This is a genomic window from Nocardioides sp. CCNWLW216, from assembly GCF_037120545.1.
GTDB classification, from domain to species: domain Bacteria; phylum Actinomycetota; class Actinomycetes; order Propionibacteriales; family Nocardioidaceae; genus Nocardioides; species Nocardioides lianchengensis.
Window position 1 is genome coordinate 264,151 of sequence record NZ_JBBBBJ010000003.1, and the last position, 19,948, is coordinate 284,098.

The following is a 19,948-nucleotide window of genomic DNA, read 5'->3' on the forward strand; positions in this document are numbered from 1 at the left end:
GACCCCGTCGTCGGTGTCCTCACCCCAGGGACGGAGCCGTCCCGGCGTTCTCGACATCACGGGCCGAGAAAGTTCGTCAGTGCCGTTCCTCAGTGCCGTTCCTCAGTGCCGTTCCTCGAGGCCCACGGCGTCGCGCAGCCGGCGTACCGACTCCTCGAGGGTGGGGTCCTGCTGGGCCCGCGACGACATCAGGTCCGAGAGGGCCTCGGCGATCACGTTCAGCTTCTCCTGCGCGGCCTCCTCGCTGCGCCGTCCGGCGTTCTCGAGCAGCACCAGCAGCATCAGCGAGAGCACGCTCGAGACGGTGTGGATGACCACCTGCCAGGACTTGGCGTCCGGGAAGAGGGGGAAGCTCACCGCCCAGGCCACGACGATCAGCAGGCACAGGCCGAAGAACGGCGCCCGGCTCACCTGGAAGTACGCCGACTCCACGAACCGGTCGAACCCACTGCGCCCGTCCTGCTTGCCTCGGTCCTGCGCCGCGTCGCTGCGGGTCTCCTCGTTGCTCACGTCGCTGACCCTAGGGCCCGCCGCACCGTCCGGCGTCGCGGAACGGGAAAGCAGAAGGCCCCGGACTCTCGTCCGGGGCCTTCTTTCACGTGCGCGAGGGGGGATTTGAACCCCCACGCCCTTTCGGACACTGGCACCTGAAGCCAGCGCGTCTGCCGTTCCGCCACTCGCGCGTGAAGCGGCCTCACGGTATCCCAGGCGCTGACACATTCCCAAACCGGCGTGCGGCGGTCCGGCACCCGCTCTCGGCACCCCGTTACGATCGGTCGCAACCCGGCGCCAGGTCGGGGCGGTTGGCCTGCCGTGGGGGCAGGGCGCGAGGACGAGAGGGGAACGCGGATGGGCGGGCTCCAGAAGTTCGAGCAGCGCTTGGAGCAGATGATCTCCGGTGCCTTCGCGCGTGCGTTCCGCTCCGCGGTGCAGCCGGTCGAGATCGCGGCGGCCCTGCAGCGCGAGTGCGACAACAACGCGCAGATCCTCTCCCGCGACCGGCGGATGGTCCCCAACGACTTCCACGTCGAGCTGTCGTCGGTCGACCTGGACCGACTCGCGCCCTACGACACGGCGATGGCCGACGAGCTGGTCGCCCAGGTGACGCTGCACGCCGAGACCCAGGGCTACGTCTTCCCCGGCCCGGTGTCCATCGCGTTCGAGGCGGCCGACGACCTCACCACCGGCCGATTCCGGGTGAAGGGGCAGGCCCAGGCCAAGGTCACCGGCAGCTCCACCTACACCCAGGTACGGCGCGCGCGGGCGATGCTCGAGATCAACGGCACCCAGCACCCCCTCCAGCCGCCGAGCCTGGTGGTGGGGCGGGGCACCGAGGCCGACGTGCGCATCAACGACCCCGGAGTCAGCCGCCGCCACGTCGAGTTCGTGGTGCACACGCGCCACACCGACCGCGGTGAAGAGGTGCAGGTCGAGGTGCACGACCTCGGCTCGACCAACGGCATGCTCGTGGACGGCCAGAAGGTCAAGCGCTCGCCGCTCGACGACGGCTCCACGGTCCGCATCGGCAACACCACGATGACCGTCCGGGTGGTCGAGGAGGACGGTCATGTCTGAGCTGACCCTGCTGCTGGTCCGGATCGCCTACCTGGCGATCCTGTGGATCTTCGTGCTCTCGGCCATCTCGGTGATCCGCTCCGACATGTTCGGCGCCCGGGTCCCGGAGGCCGCGCGCGCCAAGGCGCCGCGCCGCAAGGAGAAGGCCGCCAAGCCCCCGTCAAAGCGCCGCGGCGCCCCCACCCACGTCCTGGTCGTCGAGGGCTCCAGCGCCGGCGAGCGCGCCGACCTCGACCTGGCGCCCGTGCTGATCGGCCGGGGCAGCGACGCCGCGATCCGCCTCGACGACGACTACGTCTCGACCCGGCACGCCCGGATCGCCGCGTCCGGTGACCAGTGGTTCGTCGAGGACCTCGGCTCCACCAATGGCACCTACATCGGCACCGTCCGCATCACCCAGCCGACCACGATCACGCTCGGCACCCAGGTCCGGATCGGCAAGACCATCCTGGAGCTCCGGAAGTGACGGGTCTCCCCTGATGCTGCGCCTCCAGTACGCCGCGCTCTCCGACGTCGGTCGGGTCCGCCGCGACAACCAGGACTCCGGGTACGCCGGCCCCTGGCTCCTCACCGTCTGCGACGGGGTCGGGGGCGCCGCCCGCGGCGACATCGCCTCGAGCACCGCCGTGCAGCAGCTCCGCAAGCTCGACGAGCAGCCGGGCGAGGACCTGCTCGGTGCCGTCGCCGGGGCGCTGCACCGGGCCCACGACCGGATCGCCGAGCTGGTCGACGAGGACCCCGCGCTCAACGGCACCAGCACCACCGCCACCGTCGCGCTGTTCGACGGGCAGCGGATCGGCCTGGGCCACGTCGGCGACAGCCGCGCCTACCTGCTGCGCGACGGCGAGCTGAGCCAGCTCACCGTCGACCACACCTTCGTCCAGAGCCTCATCGACGAGGGCCGGATCACCGAGGCCGAGTCGCGGGTCCACCCGCACCGCAACATCATCCTCAAGGCCCTCGACGGGGTCCGCGAGGCCGAACCCGACCTGTTCGTCCTCGAGCTGGTCGCCGGCGACCGGCTGCTGCTGTGCAGCGACGGCGCCAGCGGCGTGCTCGACGACGCCCGGCTGGCCGAGATCCTCGCCACCGGCACGCCCGACTTCGCCGCGGTCGAGCTGGTCCGCGCCAGCCTGGAGGCCGGCAGCTCCGACAACGTCACCTGCATCGTCGCCGACGTCGTCGAGTCCGACGGCTCGCCCGCGACCGACGCGGACGGCGAGCCGCTCCAGCCGCAGCTCGTCGGCGCCGCCGCCGAGCTCCGCCGGCGGCCGACCCGGGCCCCGCGCACGGGCGGCATGTTCCGCGGCCGCGCCGGCGACACCGGCGAGCTCGAGCCCGTGCCCGCCGACCTGCCCGACGACGTCCACGCGATCCACGCCGACCCGATCGACCCCGAGCAGGCCCGCTACGCCCCCCGCGCCCCGGTGCGGTTCGTCTGGCTCTCGCGGCTCCTGCTCACGCTGGCCCTGCTCGGCCTGCTCTGGATCGCCGTCGCGGCGGCCTGGTCGTGGACGCAGCAGCAGTACTACGTCGCCGAGGAGAACGGCGAGGTGGTCATCTTCCGCGGGGTCAACGCCGACCTGCCGGGCCTCTCGCTCTCGGAGCCCTACGAGACCACCAACGTCGAGATCGACCGGCTCGCCGACACCTACCAGCAGCAGTTGGGCGAGGGCATGGGCAACGGCTCCCTCGACGACGCCCACCAGATCGTCGAGAACCTCGTCGAGCGGATGGCCCCGGCGGAGTCGACGCCATGAGCACCCCGACCGCTTCCCCCGGCACGTCCGGGCTGATGGGCTTCGTGCACCGCCGCCGGCGCGGTGCCGAGCTCTTCCTGCTCGTCCTCGCCCTCGCCGTCGGCGTCGGGGCGTACGCCGCCGTCGGCATCGGCGTGAAGGGCGAGGTCCCGGCCGACATGGTCGGCTACAGCAGCTGGCTGGCCGCCCTGACCATCGCCGCCCACCTGGTCATCCGCTTCGTCGCGCCGTACGCCGACCCCGTGCTGCTGCCGGTCGTCGCGGCGCTCAACGGCCTCGGGCTGGCCGTCATCCACCGCCTCGACCTGGCCGCGGGCAGCGCGTCGAAGGACGTCGCCCGGGCGCAGCTCACCTGGATGACCCTCGGCGTGATCCTCTTCGCGGTGACCCTGATCGTGCTGCGCGACCACCGCCGGCTGACCCGGTTCACCTACACCAGCGGCCTCGCGGCGATCGTGCTGCTGCTGCTGCCGATGGTCCCGGGCCTCGGCAAGACCATCAACGGCGCCAAGATCTGGATCGGCGTCGGGCCGTTCAGCTTCCAGCCGGGCGAGATCGCCAAGCTGCTGCTCGTCATCACCTTCGCCGGCTACCTCGTCCTCCACCGCGACGCGCTCGCCCTGGCCGGGCGCCGGGTGCTCTTCGTCGACCTGCCCCGCGGCCGCGATCTCGGCCCGATCCTGGTGATGTGGCTGATCAGCCTCGGCGTCCTGGTCTTCCAGCGCGACCTCGGCTCCAGCCTGCTCTTCTTCGGGCTGTTCCTGGTGATGCTCTACGTCTCCACCGAGCGGCCGGGCTGGCTGGTCGTGGGCGGGATGCTGTTCACCCTCGGCGCCGCCGGCGGCTACTACGCCTTCTCCCACGTCCAGCAGCGCTTCGACATCTGGCTCTCGCCCTTCAGCTACTACCGGCCCGAGTCCGGACCGACCAGCGACCAGCTGGTCGAGTCGATGTTCGGCATGGCCTGGGGCGGCCTGCTCGGCCGCGGGTTCGGCGAGGGCAGCCCGTGGCGGATCTCGTTCGCCAACTCCGACTTCATCATGGGCGCGATCGGCGAGGAGCTCGGCCTGACCGGCGTCCTCGCCGTGCTGGTGATGTACGGCCTCATCGTGGAGCGTGGCCTGCGCGCGGCCCTGATCTCCCGCGACGGGTTCGGCAAGCTGCTCGCGACCGGCCTGGCCGCCGTCTTCGCCCTCCAGGTCTTCGTGGTCATCGGCGGCGTCACCCGGCTGATCCCGCTCACCGGCCTGACCACCCCGTTCCTCTCCGCCGGCGGGTCGTCCCTGATCGCCAACTGGGTGATCATCGCGCTGCTGCTGCGCGTCTCCGACCTGGCCCGCCGCCCCCTCCCGGACCTCTCCACCGACGACGAGTCCGCCGACGACGAGTCGACCCAGGTGATCCGACTGTGAACAAGCCGATCCGCACCATCTCGATCTTCTGCCTCGTGCTGTTCCTCGCACTGATGGCCAACGCGACGTACCTCCAGTACTTCCGCAGCGAGGCCCTCAACGACCGGGCCGAGAACCAGCGGGTCTTCGACGCCGCCTTCTCGCGCGAGCGCGGCTCGATCATCGTCGGCCGCGAGGCGATCGCCGAGAGCGTCCCGGTCGACGACCAGTACGAGTTCCAGCGCACCTACAACGCCCCCTTCAAGTACGCCCCGCTCACCGGCTTCTTCGCCTACGCGTACGGCGCCAGCCAGCTGGAGCGCACCCAGAACGACGTGCTCTCCGGCGAGGACGACCGCCTCTTCGTCACCCGGCTGGTCGACCTGCTGAGCAACAAGGGCACCCAGGGCGGCAACATCCGGCTCACCATCGACCCGGCCGCCCAGGACGCGGCCGCGGAGGCGCTGTCGAACGTGCCGGGCGACGTCGAGGGCTCGGTCGTGGCGCTGGAGCCCAAGACCGGCAAGATCCTGGCGATGGTCACCGCTCCGTCGTACGACCCCAACAAGCTGGCCTCCCACGACAAGGCCTCCGTGGACCGGGCCTGGAAGCAGCTGACCACCGACGACTCCGAGCCGATGCTCAACCGCGGCACCCAGAAGACCCTGCCGCCCGGCTCGACCTTCAAGCTGGTCACCGCGGCCGCCGCGATCGAGGACGGGCTGGCCGAGTCGGCCGACGACCAGGTCCCCGGCGGCACGGAGTACCAGCTGCCTCAGACCTCCGGCGACACCGGGCTGATCGACAACGAGGGCCGCTCCTGCGGCACCGACACGATCCCGTTCACCCAGGCGCTCGGCAACTCCTGCAACACCACCTTCGCCCAGCTGGCGGTCCAGGTCGGTGAGGACAAGCTGCGCGAGCAGGCCGAGGCCTTCGGCTTCAACCAGGACTACCTCGAGGACCTGCGCCCGCAGGCCACGTCGGTGTTCCCCGACGGCGCGAACGAGCCGCAGACCGGCCAGGCCGGCATCGGCCAGTACGAGGTCCGCGCGACCCCGCTGCAGATGGCGATGGTCGCGGCCGGGATCGCCAACAACGGCGTCGTGATGCGGCCCTACGTCGTCGACGAGGTGCAGTCGGCCGACCTCGACGTCGTGGAGACCACCCAGCCCGAGGAGTTCTCGCGCGCGGTGGAGTCGTCGACGGCCAAGGTGCTGACCGACCTGATGACCTACACGGTCAACGACGGCACCGCGAGCCCGGCGGCCATCCCCGGCGTCCAGGTGGCGGGCAAGACCGGCACGGCGCAGAGTGGCCAGGACGACGTCTCGCCGTACGCCTGGTTCGTGTCGTTCGCCCCCGCCGACGACCCCGAGGTGGCGGTGGCGGTGATGATCGAGAAGGCCGACATCCCGCGCGGCGAGATCGGCGGCGGCGTGATCGGCGGACCGATCGCGAAGGCGGTCATGGAAGCGGTGATCAAGTGACGACCGGAACCCCCGAGACGTACGCCGACGACGCGCGGCGCTACCTGCTGCGCAGCCGGATCGCGACCGGCGGCATGGGCGAGGTGTGGCGGGCGACCGACACCACGCTGGGCCGCGAGGTGGCGGTCAAGCTCCTCAAGACCGAGTACGCCGACGACCCTGCCTTCCGCTCGCGCTTCGAGACCGAGGCCCGGCACGCCGCCGCCCTGCACCACCCGAACATCGCCTCGGTCTACGACTTCGGCGAGGCCGACGCGGCCGACGGTTCCGGGATCCCCCGTCCCTTCCTGGTGATGGAGCTGGTCGACGGCCAGCCGCTGTCCGCGCTGCTGCGCGTCGGCTCCGGGCTCGACCCGGTGCCGACCCGCGAGCTGCTCGCCCAGGCCGGTGACGCGCTCGGCGTCGCCCACCGCGCCGGCATCGTGCACCGCGACGTGAAGCCCGCCAACCTGCTGGTCACGCCCGACCGCCAGCTGAAGATCACCGACTTCGGCATCGCCCGCGCCACCGAGGGGCTCGGCATCACCCAGACCGGCCAGGTCATGGGCACGCCGCAGTACCTCTCCCCCGAGCAGGCCCGCGGCGAGACCGCGACCCCCGCCTCCGACGTCTACGCGCTGGGCGTGGTCGCGTTCGAGTGCCTGGTGGGTCGCCGGCCCTTCGACAAGGAGTCGCCGGTCGCGACCGCGCTCGCGCACCTGCACGACCCGGTGCCGGACCTCCCGGCGAGCGTGCCGGACGACCTCGCCCGCGTCGTACGACGGGCGCTGGCCAAGGACCCCGCGGAGCGGTACGCCGACGGCGCCGCGTTCGCCGCGGCGCTCCGCGACCCCGCGGCCGACGCCGCGACCCAGGTCGTCGCGCCCGTGGTCGCGCCCCCCACCCAGCAGACGCAGGTGCTCGGCGCTCCCGTGCCGGCTCCGACCCCGGCGCCGACGACGACCACGCCGGCGCAGGACGACGCGAGCGACGGCCGTCGTACCCGCTGGCTGGTCGTGCTGCTGCTGGTCCTGCTCGGCGTCGTCGCCGTGACCGCCGCGGTGCTCGCCACCCGGGGTGGCGACGACGACAGCTCGTCCCCGCCGGCCGACACCGGGGAGATCACGATCCGGGAGAGCGACTACGTCGGTCGCCCGGTCGGCGAGGTGGCCGACGAGCTGGGCGAGCTCGGCCTGCGGGTGGACACCAGGGAGGTCGACAACCCCGGCGACCGGACCGAGGGCAACGTCTCGTCGGTCGACCCGTCGGGCCGGCTCGACGAGGGTGAGCAGGTCCGGGTCTCCTACTGGGGCCCGGTCCCCGAGGAGGAGCCCAGCGAGGAGCCGACCCCGTCCGAGGAGCCCGAGCCCACCGAGGAGCCGAGCGAGACGCCGTCGGAGGAGCCGTCCGAGGAGCCCAGCGAGACTCCGTCCGAGACGCCGACCCCGTCGGAGACCCCGAGCCCCACCGAGTCCGCACCCGCGGCGGGTGCGAGCACCCCCGCCGCCGGCCAGAGCCCCCAGACCGACCGGGAGGTCGCACCCCGATGAGCAGCCCACAGCCGACGACGGTCGGCGGACGCTACGAGCTCGGCGAGCTCCTCGGCCGAGGAGGGATGGCGGAGGTCCGCAAGGGCACCGACACCCGCCTGGGCCGGGTCGTCGCCGTGAAGCGGCTGCGCACCGACCTGGCCAGCGACGCCACCTTCCAGGCCCGGTTCCGCCGCGAGGCGCAGTCGTCGGCCTCGCTCAACCACCCCTCGATCGTGGCCGTCTACGACACCGGCGAGGAGCCCGCGAGCGACGGCTCGGGCGTCTCCCAGCCCTACATCGTGATGGAGTACGTCGCCGGCCGCACGCTGCGCGACGTGCTGCGCGAGGGCCGCAAGATCCTGCCCGAGCGCGCGCTCGAGATCACCAGCGGCGTGCTCGCCGCCCTCGACTACAGCCACCGCGCCGGGATCATCCACCGCGACATCAAGCCCGGCAACGTGATGCTCACGCCCAGCGGCGACGTGAAGGTGATGGACTTCGGGATCGCGCGGGCGATCAGCGACGCCGCCAACACGATGACCCAGACCGCCGCGGTCGTCGGCACCGCCCAGTACCTCTCCCCCGAGCAGGCCCGCGGCGAGACCGTCGACTCCCGCTCGGACGTCTACTCCGCCGGCTGCCTGCTCTACGAGCTGCTGACGGGGCGCCCGCCGTTCGTCGGCGACAGCCCGGTCGCGGTCGCCTACCAGCACGTCCGCGAGCAGGCCCTGCCGCCGTCCGACCACGACACCTCGCTGGCCCCCGAGATCGACGCCATCGTGATGAAGGCGCTGACCAAGCGTCTGGAGGACCGCTACCAGTCGGCCGCGGCGATGCGCAGCGACATCGAGCGCTACCTCGCCGGCCGTCCGGTGCAGGCCACCGTGCCTCCCCCGGCCCCGCCGACCTCGGCCACCACCGTCGTCGCGCCGGTCGCCGGTCCGACGACCGCCGCCACCCCGCTCCCGGAGGCCGAGGAGCGCACCGGTCCGCGCACCGGCCTGCTCGTCGGCCTGGGCCTGCTGCTGATCGCGCTGATCGTCGGTGGCGTGCTGCTGTGGCCCAAGCTCTTCCCGCCGGCTCCCCAGGACGAGGAGGTCCCCGACCTGGCCGGGATGACCGAGCGCGCGGCCCGCGCGGCGATCGGGGACGCCGGCCTGGCCGTGGGGACGATCGCCCGCGAGGCCAGCACCGAGGTCCCCGCCAACCGGGTCATCCCCGGCTCTCAGGAGCCGACGGCCGGCCTGTTCGTCGACCCCGGCACCACCGTCGGCTTCACCATCTCCACCGGCCGGCCCCAGGTCAACGTGCCCGTGGACCTGGTCGGCCAGAGTCGCGACGAGGTCAAGCAACGGCTCGCGGAGCTGGGCCTGGTGCCGGATGAGAAGGAGGAGAAGTCCGACGAGGACAAGGACGTCGTGATCCGGACCGCACCGCCGCCCGGCACGCCCGTGACCACCGGTTCCACGGTCACCGTCTACTTCTCCGACGGCCGTGAGACGCTGCCCGACCTGGTCGGCCGGACCCGTCAGGAGGCCGAGCAGATCGTCAAGGACCTCGGCTTCGTCCCGCGCTTCTTCGAGGACGACGGCAACCCCGACGTCCCGAACGGCCAGGTCTTCGAGCAGGACCCCGCCGCCGGCAAGGAGTACGACGACCAGACGATCGTCTACCTCACCGTCTCGACCTACGTCGAGCCGACCCCGACGCCCACCCCGACGCCGACCCCCACGCCGACCCCCACGGACCCGGGCGTCCCGACCGACCCCACCGACCCGACGGACGGCCTGCCGGGCACCGAGCGCTCGACCGGACCGGTCACTCCATCGGCTCGGCGTACGACAGGTCGAGCAGGCCGTCGTAAGCCGGGGCGGTGACGTCGTCCTCGACCTCCAGCTCCCAGCCGATGGCGATCTCGGGGTCGTCGGCCTGCTGACGGTAGGTCTGCAGGTTCGTGTCGTCGGCGACCGACGACAGCAGGGCGTCCTGGTCCCCGACCGCCGAGATGACGTACGGCGGGGAGTAGGGCCGGCCCTGCAGGAACACCGAGTTGCCGATGCACTTGATGCCCGTGGTCGACACGATCCGCTTGCCCATCACCGTGACCGCCTCGGCCCCGCCGGTCCAGAGCGCGTTGACCACGGCCTGGATGTCCTGCTGGTGCACGACGTAGTTGCTGAGCCGACCACCGGTCGCGGTGGCCTGTTCGACCAGCTCCTCGGGCGAGTCGGTGAGGGTGATGGTCAGACCCTCCCCCGAGCGCTCGACCAGGCCGGCCGGGTCCTCGAAGCGGGCGATCTGGCGGCGATAGCGGTTGACGCTCCGGTCGTTGACCGACTCGGTCAGCGCGGTGACGTCCTCGGTCAGGTCGCTGACCCGGTCCTGGAGCCGCTGGTAGCGGTCCGACTCCGCCCGGACCAGGTCGGCGAGATCGGTGTAGCGCCCCGGACGCAGGTCGGTGCCGTCGCTGTTCTGGGCGCTGACGACGAAGAGCGACCCGCACAGCAGCACCACCACGGGCGTCCCGAGGGTCCACGGGCCCCGGAAACGCAGCAGCCTGCGCCAGCGGGAGGTACCCGCGTGCGGGTGCTCGGACGTCACGCCGACTAAGGTAGCCCGCGACCCGTGGGCGGACGTCCCGGGCGCGTCGCGAACCGAGGAGCAAGACCAGTGTCCAAGTCGAAGGCCACCCCGACCTTTGCCGACCCGGCCCGTGGGCCCGTGCTCTCGGCACGGTTCGTCGTCGCGCTGGTGCTGATCGTGCTGGGCATCGCCTGGATGGCGTACTACTACATCGCCGTCCGGGTCGATCCCACCGCGATTCCGGTGCCCGACGCCGGCAGCCCGAAGTTCATGGCCGACCTTGGCGACTGGAACTACCTGATCGGCTTCGGCGCCCTGCTGCTGGGCCTGGCCGTCTCGGCCCACCCCTCCACCCCGCTCGGCCGCGGCCGCGGCGTCGTGGTGGGCATGCTGGGCTGCTTCCTGATCGGCCTGATCTGGATCTGCACGTTCTACGTGTTCAGCGACTCCGCCGACACCGGCGGCATCCCGATCCTCAACGACCTGGGCCAGAAGAACCTCTTCGTCGGCATCGGCTTCATGGCGATCGGCTTCACCTTCGCCACGCGCTGGGAGTGAGCCGGCAGGCAGGTCGCGACCAAGGAGCGAGCTGCCGTCTCCGGAGACGGTCGAGGAGACCCCGCGGCTGAGGAACGAGGCCGCGACGGGGATGACGAGACCCACCCTGGTTCCGCGATTAGCACGACACGCACCGCCCGTCACCTCCGTGGTGGCGGGCGGTTTTTGCACACCTGGGGACAAGCCTGTGGAGAACTACATCGGTGTAGTTCTCCACATGTTGTTCCACAGCTGTGGAGAACACGGGGGGCATACGACGAAGCCCTGGCCCCCCGGTATCCGGGAGGCCAGGGCTCGATTCCTGCGGGCGCGGTTCGGTCTAGGCCAGTGCGGCCGACCGGGCGATGACCGCGAGCGCGAGGAGCGCGGTCACGGTGACCAGACCGCAGGCCTGGAAGGCCGCGCGCCGTGGCCCGCGGGGCGCGTAGACGAGCACGCCCGAGATGACGACCCCGCCCAGGAAGCCGCCGAGGTGACCGGGCCAGGAGACGTTCGGGATGGTGAAGGTGATCACCGCGTTGACCGCGAGCAGCAGCAGGATCTGCTGCACGTCGCCGCCGACCTTGTGGGCGATGACGAGCAGCGCGCCCATCAGGCCGAAGACCGCGGTCGAGGCTCCGACGGTCGAGCCCTCCGGGTCGGCGAGCCAGTAGACCAGCGCCGAGCCGGCCAGGCCGGACAGCAGGTAGAGGGCGAGGAACCGGATCCGGCCCACCGCGAGCTCGATCTGCGGACCGAGCATGTAGAGCGCGAGCATGTTCAGCCCGATGTGCCAGATCTCCACGTGGGTGAACATCGTGGTGACCAGCTGCCAGTAGCTGCCGTCGACCACGCCGGGCACCCAGCGGGTCCCGGCGACGGTGCTGCACAGTCCCTCCGACGTGACGCCGGGGAAGTACCCCGACCCGTCGCTCACGCTGCACGTGCCGGTGGGGGTGAGCGCGAAGAGCTCGTAGAGCCGGGAGCCGTAGCGCCCGGTCAGCTGGATCATCCCGAAGACGGCCACGTTGAGGCCGATCAGCACCATCGTGGTGATCGAGGCGTTGGTGGGCCGGAGCCCGCCGTACGCCGTGCGGGCCTGGCGGGTCGTACGACGTCCCTCCGCGACGCACTCAGGGCACTGGAAGCCCACGGCGGCGTCGCGCATGCAGTCGGGGCAGATCGGCCGGCTGCAGCGCTGGCAGCGGATGTGCGACTCCCGGCCGGGGTGCCGGTAACACGTGGGCACCCCGGCCTGGGGCATCGGAGGCTGGGTCACGGACGGAGAGGGTCAGGCGTTGACGATCTCGACCGACTCGAACACGACCGGCTCGACCGGGCGGTCCATCGGACCGGTCTTGACCTTGGCGATCGCGTCGACGACGTCGCGCGAGGCCTGGTCGGCGACCTCGCCGAAGATCGTGTGCTTGAAGTTCAGCCAGGTCGTCGCCCCGACGGTGACGAAGAACTGCGAGCCGTTGGTGCCCGGGCCGGCGTTGGCCATCGCGAGCAGGTAGGGCTTGTCGAAGGTGAGCTCGGGGTGCGGCTCGTCCTTGAACGTGTAGCCCGGGCCGCCGGTGCCGGTGCCGAGCGGGCAGCCGCCCTGGATCATGAAGCCGTCGATGACGCGGTGGAAGCCGAGGCCGTCGTAGAACGGGCCGGTCTTGCCGTTGCCCGCGTCGTACGACTTCTCGCCGGTGGCCAGGCCGACGAAGTTGGCGACCGTCTCGGGCGCGTGGTTCGGGAAGAGCGTGATGACGATGTCGCCCTTGTTGGTGTGGAGGATGGCCTGCTGGTCAGCCATGACTGCCCTTCTGGTGTGACGACGCGGGGGTAAGTGGGTACTGCGGAGGGCACGACGATCTCTCGTCGTGCCTCGTCGATCCTCGCACGGTCCGCAAGCATCCCCTCGGAGTGGGTGCTCGCCGCGCAGGTCGCCGCTTGCGCGACATGATCGAATGGCAACGACCGAACGAGAGGAAGTGACGCGATGCGTCTCCGCAAGAAGAAGAGCCTCCTCGACCAGGCCTCGGACTACGTCGACTCGGTCCGCCCCCAGGTGGAGGCCGCGTTCGCGCAGGCCGTCGACGTCGTCGAGGACTTCGTCAACGACACCGCCCGGCCGGCCCTGCACGACGCCCAGAAGAAGGCGGGCCCCGCGCTCGCCGACGCCCGGGTCCGGGCCGCCGCGGCAGCCAGCGACGCGAAGGACAAGGCGGCTCCCGTCGTCGCGGACGCGCGCGCCCGCGCGGTGCCGCTGATCGCCTCCGGCGCTGCGATCGCCGGTGAGAAGGCGAGCGCCGTCAAGGATCTCGCCGACCAGAAGGTCGCCGAGCTGAAGGGTGAGCCGCCGAAGAAGAAGGGCGGCAAGCTGAAGAAGATCGCGCTGTTCGCGATCGTCGCCGGCGGCGTCGGCTATGCGGCCAAGAAGCTGCAGGGCGGCAAGCAGAGCGACAGCTGGCAGTCGTCGTACGTCCCGGCACCGCCGCCGGCGGGCCCGACCTCCCCGAAGGCCCCGGGTGCCCCCAAGGTCACCCCGGCCGACGACCCGGCGGGCGCGGCCCCCGACGAGGCCATCGCCGACCAGGCGGAGGGCGCCCACGACGTGACCACGCCCGACGAGCCGGCCGAGGTCGTCTCGATCGACGAGGGCAAGAAGTAGCAGCAGCAGGTCAGGACCGGTCCGAGGGGAGATCCTCGGGCCGGTTCTGCTGTATCCAGAGGTCGATCCGCTCCCACCACCCGTAGAGCCAGTCGATCCGCTCCTCGCGGTCCTCGGGGATCTCGGCGCGCGGCACCTGCCACCACCGCATCACGATCCGCTTGTCCATCGGCAGCTCGCGCCACACGTCGCCGACGGTGAGCAGATGGTCGAGCCCGGTGTGCGCGACCAGCACGACGTCGGCGTCGGGCGCGGCGTCCAGTGCCGCGAGGAAGCCGCCCGGCCGGGGCGCGAGGACGTGGATCATCGACTCGGCCCGCTCGGCCATCCGCTCCATGCCGATCCGGCGCAACCGGGCGATCGCCCGGTCCCGGCGCCGTGGGGTGAAGTTGCCGCCCTCCGGGAAGATCACGAACGCGTCGTTCTCGTCGAGCCCGTCGGCCAGCGCGGCGATCTGCGACTCGAGGTCCTCGCCCTCCGCCGGGTTCGGGGTGATGAAGCGGGCCGGGATCCGGTTGAGCACCACGTCGAACATCGGGTCCCAGGCCAGGGTGTCCTTGAGGACCACCCGCGGCTCCCGGCCGTACCAGTGCATGAGCGCGTGGATGAGGGTGAACGAGTCGCCGGGTCCCGCGTGCCGGCAGCAGACCAGGATCGGGACCCCGGGGTGCGCGTCCGGCGTGGGCCCGTCGGTCTCGATGCTCAGCCGGAGCACCCGCCTGGACTCGCGGAAGAAGACCCACATCACGCCCTGCACCAGGTCGTAGTGGATCCCCTCCCAGTAGGGACGGCGGATGGCCCGGCCGAAGCCGGAGGCGAACCAGGCGCCCCACATGATCAGCAGCACGACCGTCTCGATGCTCAGGTAGAAGACCACCAGCCAGAGCACGCGCAGCGCCCGCCACCGTCCGGGTAGCAGCGGCGACAGCGCCGCGGCCCCGACCAGCCACAGCGGCAGCGAGATCCACATCAGCACGGTCAGGCCGACCACGGCCGGCGCGACCACGAAGCGACGCACGGCCCAGATGAGCACGGCTCAGCCCTGCTCGTCGAGGTACGCCGCGCAGGCGTCGTACGTCGCGTCGATCCGCCGCTGGACGGTCGAGAAGTCCTTGCTGCCGAAGAAGGTGTCGTCGCGGGTGGACGTGCCGCGCGCGGGGAGCACGTGCGCGTCGACGCCGGCGGGCAGCTCGTCGAGCTCGCGCACGAACCGGTGCCGTCGGGCGATCTCGAAGGACACCCGGGCGACCTCCCACGGCCGGCGCGGGACGCTCAGCGGCCGGTCGAAGCGGCCGACCTGGAGGACGAACACCCGGGTCGCGCCGAGCGCGACGGCGCGGCCCAGCGGGATCGAGTTCACGATGCCGCCGTCGAGGTAGTGCTCCCCGCCGACCTCGGCCGGCGGCAGCAGCCCGGGTACGGCGGCGCTCGCCACCACGGCGTCCACGACCGGTCCGGTGCTGAACCAGTGCTCGGCGGCCCGCTCGATGCTGGCGGCGCAGACCTGGAAGCGGACGGGCAGCTCCTCGAAGGTGACGTCGCCGAGCTCGTCGGCCAGCCGCTGCTTCAACGGCTTCGAGGAGTAGAGGTGGGTGCCGCCGCTCGACACGGCGCGGCGCACGGTCCGCAGCGGCTTGTCGCCGTACACCTGGCGGCCGGCGTCGTTGGCCGTGCGCCAGAGGTCGGTCATCCGCTCGATGACCGGGAGCGCGGGCTCGCGCGCGACCAGGGCGCCGTTGAGGGCGCCGACGCTGGTGCCCAGCACCAGGTCGGGGACGATCTCGCGCTCGAGGAGCGCGCGCAGCATCCCGACTTCGACCGCACCCAGCACGCCACCGCCTCCGAGCACGAACGCGGTGGTCATGGGCTCAGGTCACCGGCTGGTCGGCGTGCGCGTCGGCGGCGGCCTGGAGGCGGACCCGCCTGGTCGCCCGGTGCTCGGCCCAGAAGCTCAGCACCGGGATGGTGCCGCAGACCAGCGTGACGATCGTGAAGGACGGCTCCCACGCCTCCTTGCGGGCCAGCAGGAAGGCGCTGACCAGGAAGATCATGTAGAGCCACCCGTGGGCGACCCCGAGGTACTCGGTGATCGCCTCGCCGACCTGCTGGACGTCGGAGCCGGGCGTCACCAGGGAGGGCGTGGCCCCGAAGACGCCCCACATGCCGGACCCGTCGAAGTTGGCGAGCGGCACGCCGACCAGGATCAGCACGACCAGCAGGACGCCGACGATCGAGGCCATCACCCGGTAGGCGGCGAGGTTCCGGTTCACGGCTCCGACGGTACCGGGTCGGGCTCCGGCCGGGTCCCGGCGGACTCGGCGTCGTCCTCCGCGCGCGTGACGTCGCGCACCCAGCGCCACCAGATGAAGGCCGCGAACGCGCCGAAGACCCACCACTCGATCGCGTAGAGCAGGTTGCGCAGCGCGGTGAAGGTGCCGGCCGGGGGCAGCTGCTCGAGCGTGGCGGGCTCGAGCCCGTCGAGGGGCTCGGTGGCGACGCCGTAGGCGCCGTACAGGTCCTGGTCGACGCGCTGGATCAGGTCGGCGGTGCGGACCTGCGGGAGGATGTCGTCGCTCCGGTCGGTGTCGACCTCGTTGGTGCCCTGGGTCGGCTGCAGCCAGGCCACCAGGTCCGTCGTACCGCTCGGCGGAGCCGGCGCCTCGTCCGGCTCGGCCACCCACCCGCGTACGACGGGCAGCGCGGGCGCGTCCGCAGCTCCTACGGCCAGCGGCGTGACGACCCAGTAGCCGTCCACCCCGGCGTGCTCGCGCCCGGAGACGTAGACCGTGCCCGACGGCACCCAGGTGCCGCTGACCTCGACCGGCTGCCCCACCTTGTCGCCGGGGAAGGGGTCGTCCGGACCGAGCACGTCCACGAGCGGCTCGGGCTCGAGATCGCTCAGGTCCGCGGCCTCCGCGGCCCGGCGCTCCTGCCACGAGTCGTATTGCCAGTAGCCCAGCAGGCACGCCGTCCCGACGAGGACCAGCGCCAGCAGGTGCGCGCCCCAGAAGCGTGGGGCGAGCAGTCGGGGCACCCCCTCAGGTTACGGGGGTGCCCCGACGGCTCGACCGGTGGATCAGCGCCGGCGAACGACCTTGAACGTGCCGGTCCCCGTCGAGGGGCTGGACGACCAGCTCCCGAGGAAGGTCGCGACGACCCGGTAGCGACGTGGCTTCAGGCTGCGCGGGACCGCCAACCGTGCCGACCCGTTGCGCAGCGTCTTGGTGACGGTGAGCCGGCCGAGCTTCATCCGCACCCTGCCGGTCGCGGGCAGGTTCCCGGCGCTCACCTCGACCCGGATTCCGGGTGTGCGGCCCGGGAGGACCTTCTTGCGGAACACGTCGACCGTCGTACGGCTGGTGATCTTGGCGATCCTTCCGCCGACGACCGTGCGGGGCGACCAGTCCTCGCTCCGGTGGTCCCAGAAGCTGCCCGCCGGGTAGGAGAGCCGCACGCTCAGGACGCGACCCAGGTCGGCGCGGGTCGTCTCGTAGGTGACCCCGAGCTCGTGTGGGATGACCACGCCGTTCCGGAGCCACTGCACGGTCGGCAGCGCGATCCCTCCGGAAGCGCTCAGCTCGGCGATCATCGTGGCCATCTGCGGGGACCAGGTCACCCGCAGCCGCTGGCCGATCACCCGCGACCCGCTGACGGCCGCGGGAGGGGCCAGGCGGATGGTGAGCCGGGCGGGCGTCTCGACGTCGTCCACCGTCACGGCTCCCGAGACCGGGGAGGGTTCGACCTGCAGGCTGAAGTAGTCGCACGGATCGATCCCGGCGCAGGTCATGCCACCCCAGGGCGACATGGTGTAGGCGCCGTACCGAGCGGCGGGGACGTCGACGAAGTCGAAGGTCCCCGGCGCGACCCGCACGCCGTTGAGACCGCCGCTGCCGGGACCCGCCCCCTGTTTCATCAGGAAGAGCTGGGCGTCGACGGGCGCACCGGTGGGATCGAGGATCGTGACGCGCAGCGAGCCCTTGCCATCACCTTCCTCGGCCATCGCCGGAAGGGCGCCGAGGGTCGAGGCGAGGACGCATGCGATCACGACGGCGGCACGCCGGCGTAGAGGGTTCTTCATCGAGTGCTCCAGGAGGGAGGCCGGCGACTCGGGCGTCGTCCGGGTGCGGCGTCGAGCACCCCCGCAGGGCGCGGGGGTGCCCGAGCTCGGGTGCGTCAGCCCTTGCGCACGACCGAGAAACGGCCGGTGCCCTTCGAGGCGCTGTACGACGCGTTGCCCAGGTAGGTGGCGACGACCTTGTAGCGACCCGGCTTGAGCGTGCCCGGGACCGGCACCCGCGCCGAGCCGTTGCGCAGCGTCTTCTGGTAGGTGCGCTTGCCGATCTTGATCTTGACCTTGCCGGTGGCGGGCAGGTCGCCGGCCGTCACGTCGACTCGCAGACCCGGCGAGCGGCCCTGCACGACCTTCTTGCGGAAGACGTCGACGGTGGTGACGCTCGTGGCCCGGGCGACCCTCCGACCCCCGATGGTGCGGGGGGCGGCATCGAAGCCGGCCCCCGGCACCAGGACGACCGAGCTCGGGTAGCTCAGCCGAGCGGACACCACGCGTCCCGCGTCGGCCCCGGTCGGGTCGTAGGTGTTGCCGATCGCGTTCGGGATCGCCACGCCGTCGCGGAGCCACTGGACGCCGGGGGCGAGCGCACCGGCGCCCACCAGGGTGTAGGTGTCGATGAGGTTCTTCATGGTCGGCGACCAGGTCATGGTCAGGCGCTTGCCGACGGCGGCCGTCCCGGTGATCGTCCCGGGCGCGGCCAGACGGACGGTGTAGACGGCCGGGGTCTCGGAGTCGGTGACCGGGAGGACGCCGGGGACCGACACGGTCGTGGCACCCGGCGCGCCCTGCATCCCCAGGTAGTTGCACGGGGTGACTCCGTGGCAGCTCAGGCCGCCCCAGGGGCTCATGGTGCTCACGCCGTACCGACCCACCTCGGTGGCATCGAACGTGGTCGTGTTGGGCGGCGTCAAGGTCCCGGTCAGTCCATCGGGGTCGGCCTCGCCGGACTTGTACAGCTCGACGATGGCGGTCACCGGCTTGCCGGCCTGGTCGACGACCTTGACGACGACGACGCCACGCCCGTCGTCCGGCACGGCTGCGGCCGGTCCGGCCGAGACGACCGGGACGAGGAGGGCCGCAGCGGCCAGGGCGGCCACGAGGCCGCGTCGCAGAGGGTTCTTCTTCAGATGGGAGTCCACGTGTTCGGATGCTAGGGCTCGCGGACCTTCTGTGAGACGGTTCCTCACTCTTGGTCGCCCTGGACTAGACGCCTGTCGGCCGTCACGATGCCCCCGTGAGCGTCACCCACCTGAACTGCGCGTCCTTCCGCCCCGCGCTGACCTTCGGTGGTCGCGCGATGCCGAGGACCGTGGTCGCGCACTGCCTGCTCGTCGAGCGGCCCGACGGCCTGCTCCTCGTCGACACCGGCTTCGGCACGGGCGACCTTGCGGACCCGAGGCGGCTCGGCCAGCCGTTCCGGGCGATCCTGCGCCCGGTCCTCGACCCAGCCGAGACCGCGATCGCCCAGCTGCGCCGGCTGGGCCACGATCCCGCCGACGTCACCGACGTCGTCCTCACCCATCTCGACCTCGACCACGCCGGCGGCATCGGTGACTTCCCGTTCGCCCGGGTCCACGTGCACGCCGCCGAACTGGACGCGGCCCTGCACCCCACCCTGAAGGAGCGCGGCCGCTACCGCTCCCCCCAGTGGGCCCACGGGCCGCGCTGGGTCCGCCACCACACCGCGGGTGACTCCTGGCTCGGCCTGGAGTCGGTCACCGTCCTGGGCGACGACGTCCTGCTGGTCCCGCTGGCCGGCCACAGCCGCGGCCACAGCGCGGTGGCGGTGGCCCGGCCCGGAGGTGGATGGCTGCTGCACGCCGGTGACGCCTACTTCGCGGCGGGCGAGAAGGAGACACCACGCACCTGCCCGCCGGGACTCCGCCTCTTCCAGAGCCTCACGCAGGCCGACTCGCACCTGCGGCACAGCAACCAGGAGCGGCTCCGCGAGCTGTACGCCGCGCACCGTGACGACGTCACGGTCTTCTCCGCCCACGACCCGGCGGAGTACGCCGCGCTGTCAGGAACTGGTGGAGCCTAGGGGACTCGAACCCCTCACCCCCTGCTTGCCAAGCCCAAGATCGGCAGAGTCGCTACCAGTTGCGCCAAGGCCAAGTCCGACGAACGGGAGGTCTGGTGGAGCCTAGGGGACTCGAACCCCTAACCCCCTGCTTGCAAAGCAGGTGCGCTACCAATTGCGCCAAGGCCCCTCATGGTGAAGCAGGGTGGGCGGTCAGGCCTTGCGAGTGACCGCGTCGGTGGCCTCGGCCCAGAGGGCCTGCTCGGCCTTGCCCTCGTCGATCTTCCTCTTAGCGAGGACGGCGCCGGCGGCGGCCAGCGCGAGGAGGACGAGCTTCTTCACAGCGG

Annotated in this window: 21 protein-coding genes and 3 tRNA genes; 10 read left to right on the plus strand and 14 right to left on the minus strand. The window is 71.8% G+C overall.

The features are described from left to right. Positions 1-102: 102 nt before the first annotated feature. Together V7S47_RS08905 and V7S47_RS08910 are read right to left on the minus strand one after the other, a co-directional pair. Positions 103-510, minus strand: coding sequence for a low affinity iron permease family protein (locus V7S47_RS08905; RefSeq protein WP_336561237.1), 408 nt, complete (start codon positions 508-510; stop codon positions 103-105). Positions 511-600: 90 nt separating this feature from the next. Beyond that, positions 601-683, minus strand: a tRNA-Leu gene (locus V7S47_RS08910). 166 nt (positions 684-849) lie between these two features. On the opposite strand from V7S47_RS08910, the gene V7S47_RS08915 reads away from it, so the two are divergent. From V7S47_RS08915 to pknB, 7 genes are read left to right on the plus strand one after another with little or no spacing between them, the layout of a single operon-like run. Continuing rightward, a complete protein-coding gene (locus V7S47_RS08915) occupies positions 850-1,575 on the plus strand; it encodes an FhaA domain-containing protein (RefSeq protein WP_090851627.1) in 726 nt (241 codons plus the stop codon). Then, the gene (locus tag V7S47_RS08920; RefSeq protein WP_090851625.1) at positions 1,568-2,041 is read left to right on the plus strand and encodes an FHA domain-containing protein FhaB/FipA; all 474 of its coding nucleotides are present in this window, start codon (positions 1,568-1,570) and stop codon (positions 2,039-2,041) included. The genes V7S47_RS08915 and V7S47_RS08920 overlap by 8 nt, the downstream gene beginning before the upstream one ends. 13 nt (positions 2,042-2,054) lie before the next feature. Next, a complete protein-coding gene (locus V7S47_RS08925) occupies positions 2,055-3,335 on the plus strand; it encodes a PP2C family protein-serine/threonine phosphatase (RefSeq protein WP_336561238.1) in 1,281 nt (426 codons plus the stop codon). Beyond that, positions 3,332-4,747, plus strand: coding sequence for an FtsW/RodA/SpoVE family cell cycle protein (locus V7S47_RS08930; protein ID WP_090851617.1), 1,416 nt, complete (start codon positions 3,332-3,334; stop codon positions 4,745-4,747). Before V7S47_RS08925 ends, V7S47_RS08930 begins: the two co-directional genes overlap by 4 nt. Next, positions 4,744-6,216: a peptidoglycan D,D-transpeptidase FtsI family protein gene (locus V7S47_RS08935; protein ID WP_336561239.1), complete on the plus strand. Its 1,473-nt coding sequence runs from the start codon at positions 4,744-4,746 to the stop codon at positions 6,214-6,216. Before V7S47_RS08930 ends, V7S47_RS08935 begins: the two co-directional genes overlap by 4 nt. Continuing rightward, a complete protein-coding gene (locus V7S47_RS08940) occupies positions 6,213-7,745 on the plus strand; it encodes a serine/threonine-protein kinase (RefSeq protein ID WP_336561240.1) in 1,533 nt (510 codons plus the stop codon). The genes V7S47_RS08935 and V7S47_RS08940 overlap by 4 nt, the downstream gene beginning before the upstream one ends. Beyond that, entirely contained in the window at positions 7,742-9,604 is a 1,863-nt protein-coding gene (gene pknB, locus V7S47_RS08945; protein WP_336561241.1) for a Stk1 family PASTA domain-containing Ser/Thr kinase, read from the plus strand. The genes V7S47_RS08940 and pknB overlap by 4 nt, the downstream gene beginning before the upstream one ends. Here pknB and V7S47_RS08950 read toward each other — a convergent pair. Continuing rightward, entirely contained in the window at positions 9,546-10,328 is a 783-nt protein-coding gene (locus V7S47_RS08950) for a DUF881 domain-containing protein (RefSeq protein ID WP_336561242.1), read from the minus strand. The two genes, pknB and V7S47_RS08950, sit on opposite strands and share 59 nt — an antisense overlap. 69 nt (positions 10,329-10,397) lie before the next feature. On the opposite strand from V7S47_RS08950, the gene V7S47_RS08955 reads away from it, so the two are divergent. Next, positions 10,398-10,868 (plus strand): cell division protein CrgA, encoded by a 471-nt coding sequence (locus V7S47_RS08955; protein ID WP_090851608.1) that lies wholly within the window; start codon positions 10,398-10,400, stop codon positions 10,866-10,868. A gap of 319 nt (positions 10,869-11,187) precedes the next feature. On the opposite strand, the gene V7S47_RS08960 is transcribed toward V7S47_RS08955, so the two are convergent. Next, positions 11,188-12,126 carry a rhomboid family intramembrane serine protease gene (locus tag V7S47_RS08960; RefSeq protein WP_336561243.1) on the minus strand — a complete coding sequence of 313 codons (939 nt, stop codon included), beginning with the start codon at positions 12,124-12,126 and terminating at the stop codon, positions 11,188-11,190. Positions 12,127-12,138: 12 nt separating this feature from the next. Continuing rightward, complete coding sequence (locus tag V7S47_RS08965) at positions 12,139-12,651, minus strand: peptidylprolyl isomerase (RefSeq protein WP_090851602.1); 513 nt, start codon at positions 12,649-12,651, stop codon at positions 12,139-12,141. Positions 12,652-12,837: 186 nt separating this feature from the next. Between V7S47_RS08965 and V7S47_RS08970 the strand changes: the two genes are divergently transcribed. Continuing rightward, positions 12,838-13,509 (plus strand): hypothetical protein, encoded by a 672-nt coding sequence (locus V7S47_RS08970; RefSeq protein ID WP_336561244.1) that lies wholly within the window; start codon positions 12,838-12,840, stop codon positions 13,507-13,509. Between the two features lie 10 nt (positions 13,510-13,519). On the opposite strand, the gene V7S47_RS08975 is transcribed toward V7S47_RS08970, so the two are convergent. The 6 genes from V7S47_RS08975 to V7S47_RS09000 all read right to left on the minus strand — a co-directional run bounded on the left by V7S47_RS08975 (position 13,520) and on the right by V7S47_RS09000 (position 18,720). Further along, on the minus strand, positions 13,520-14,542 hold the full coding sequence (locus tag V7S47_RS08975; RefSeq protein WP_336561246.1) for a 1-acyl-sn-glycerol-3-phosphate acyltransferase: 1,023 nt from the start codon (positions 14,540-14,542) through the stop codon (positions 13,520-13,522). Positions 14,543-14,545: 3 nt separating this feature from the next. Continuing rightward, positions 14,546-15,373 (minus strand): patatin-like phospholipase family protein, encoded by an 828-nt coding sequence (locus V7S47_RS08980; protein WP_336561248.1) that lies wholly within the window; start codon positions 15,371-15,373, stop codon positions 14,546-14,548. 4 nt (positions 15,374-15,377) lie between these two features. Further along, the gene (locus V7S47_RS08985; protein WP_336561249.1) at positions 15,378-15,779 is read right to left on the minus strand and encodes a DUF3817 domain-containing protein; all 402 of its coding nucleotides are present in this window, start codon (positions 15,777-15,779) and stop codon (positions 15,378-15,380) included. After that, positions 15,776-16,543, minus strand: coding sequence for an SURF1 family protein (locus V7S47_RS08990; protein ID WP_336561251.1), 768 nt, complete (start codon positions 16,541-16,543; stop codon positions 15,776-15,778). The genes V7S47_RS08985 and V7S47_RS08990 overlap by 4 nt, the downstream gene beginning before the upstream one ends. 42 nt (positions 16,544-16,585) lie before the next feature. Next, positions 16,586-17,587 carry a hypothetical protein gene (locus tag V7S47_RS08995; protein WP_336561253.1) on the minus strand — a complete coding sequence of 334 codons (1,002 nt, stop codon included), beginning with the start codon at positions 17,585-17,587 and terminating at the stop codon, positions 16,586-16,588. 95 nt (positions 17,588-17,682) lie between these two features. Next, entirely contained in the window at positions 17,683-18,720 is a 1,038-nt protein-coding gene (locus V7S47_RS09000) for an Ig-like domain repeat protein (protein ID WP_090851584.1), read from the minus strand. Between the two features lie 95 nt (positions 18,721-18,815). On the opposite strand from V7S47_RS09000, the gene V7S47_RS09005 reads away from it, so the two are divergent. Next, a complete protein-coding gene (locus tag V7S47_RS09005; RefSeq protein WP_170866935.1) occupies positions 18,816-19,622 on the plus strand; it encodes an MBL fold metallo-hydrolase in 807 nt (268 codons plus the stop codon). Here the strand turns inward: V7S47_RS09005 and V7S47_RS09010 are convergent. From V7S47_RS09010 to V7S47_RS09020, 3 genes are all read right to left on the minus strand, one after another. Continuing rightward, positions 19,610-19,700: transfer RNA gene (locus tag V7S47_RS09010), tRNA-Ala, on the minus strand. The genes V7S47_RS09005 and V7S47_RS09010 overlap by 13 nt on opposite strands. Before the next feature lie 15 nt (positions 19,701-19,715). Further along, a tRNA-Ala gene (locus tag V7S47_RS09015) sits at positions 19,716-19,791 on the minus strand. A gap of 23 nt (positions 19,792-19,814) precedes the next feature. After that, positions 19,815-19,943, minus strand: coding sequence for a DLW-39 family protein (locus tag V7S47_RS09020; protein ID WP_336561255.1), 129 nt, complete (start codon positions 19,941-19,943; stop codon positions 19,815-19,817). Between the last annotated feature and the right edge of the window lie 5 nt (positions 19,944-19,948).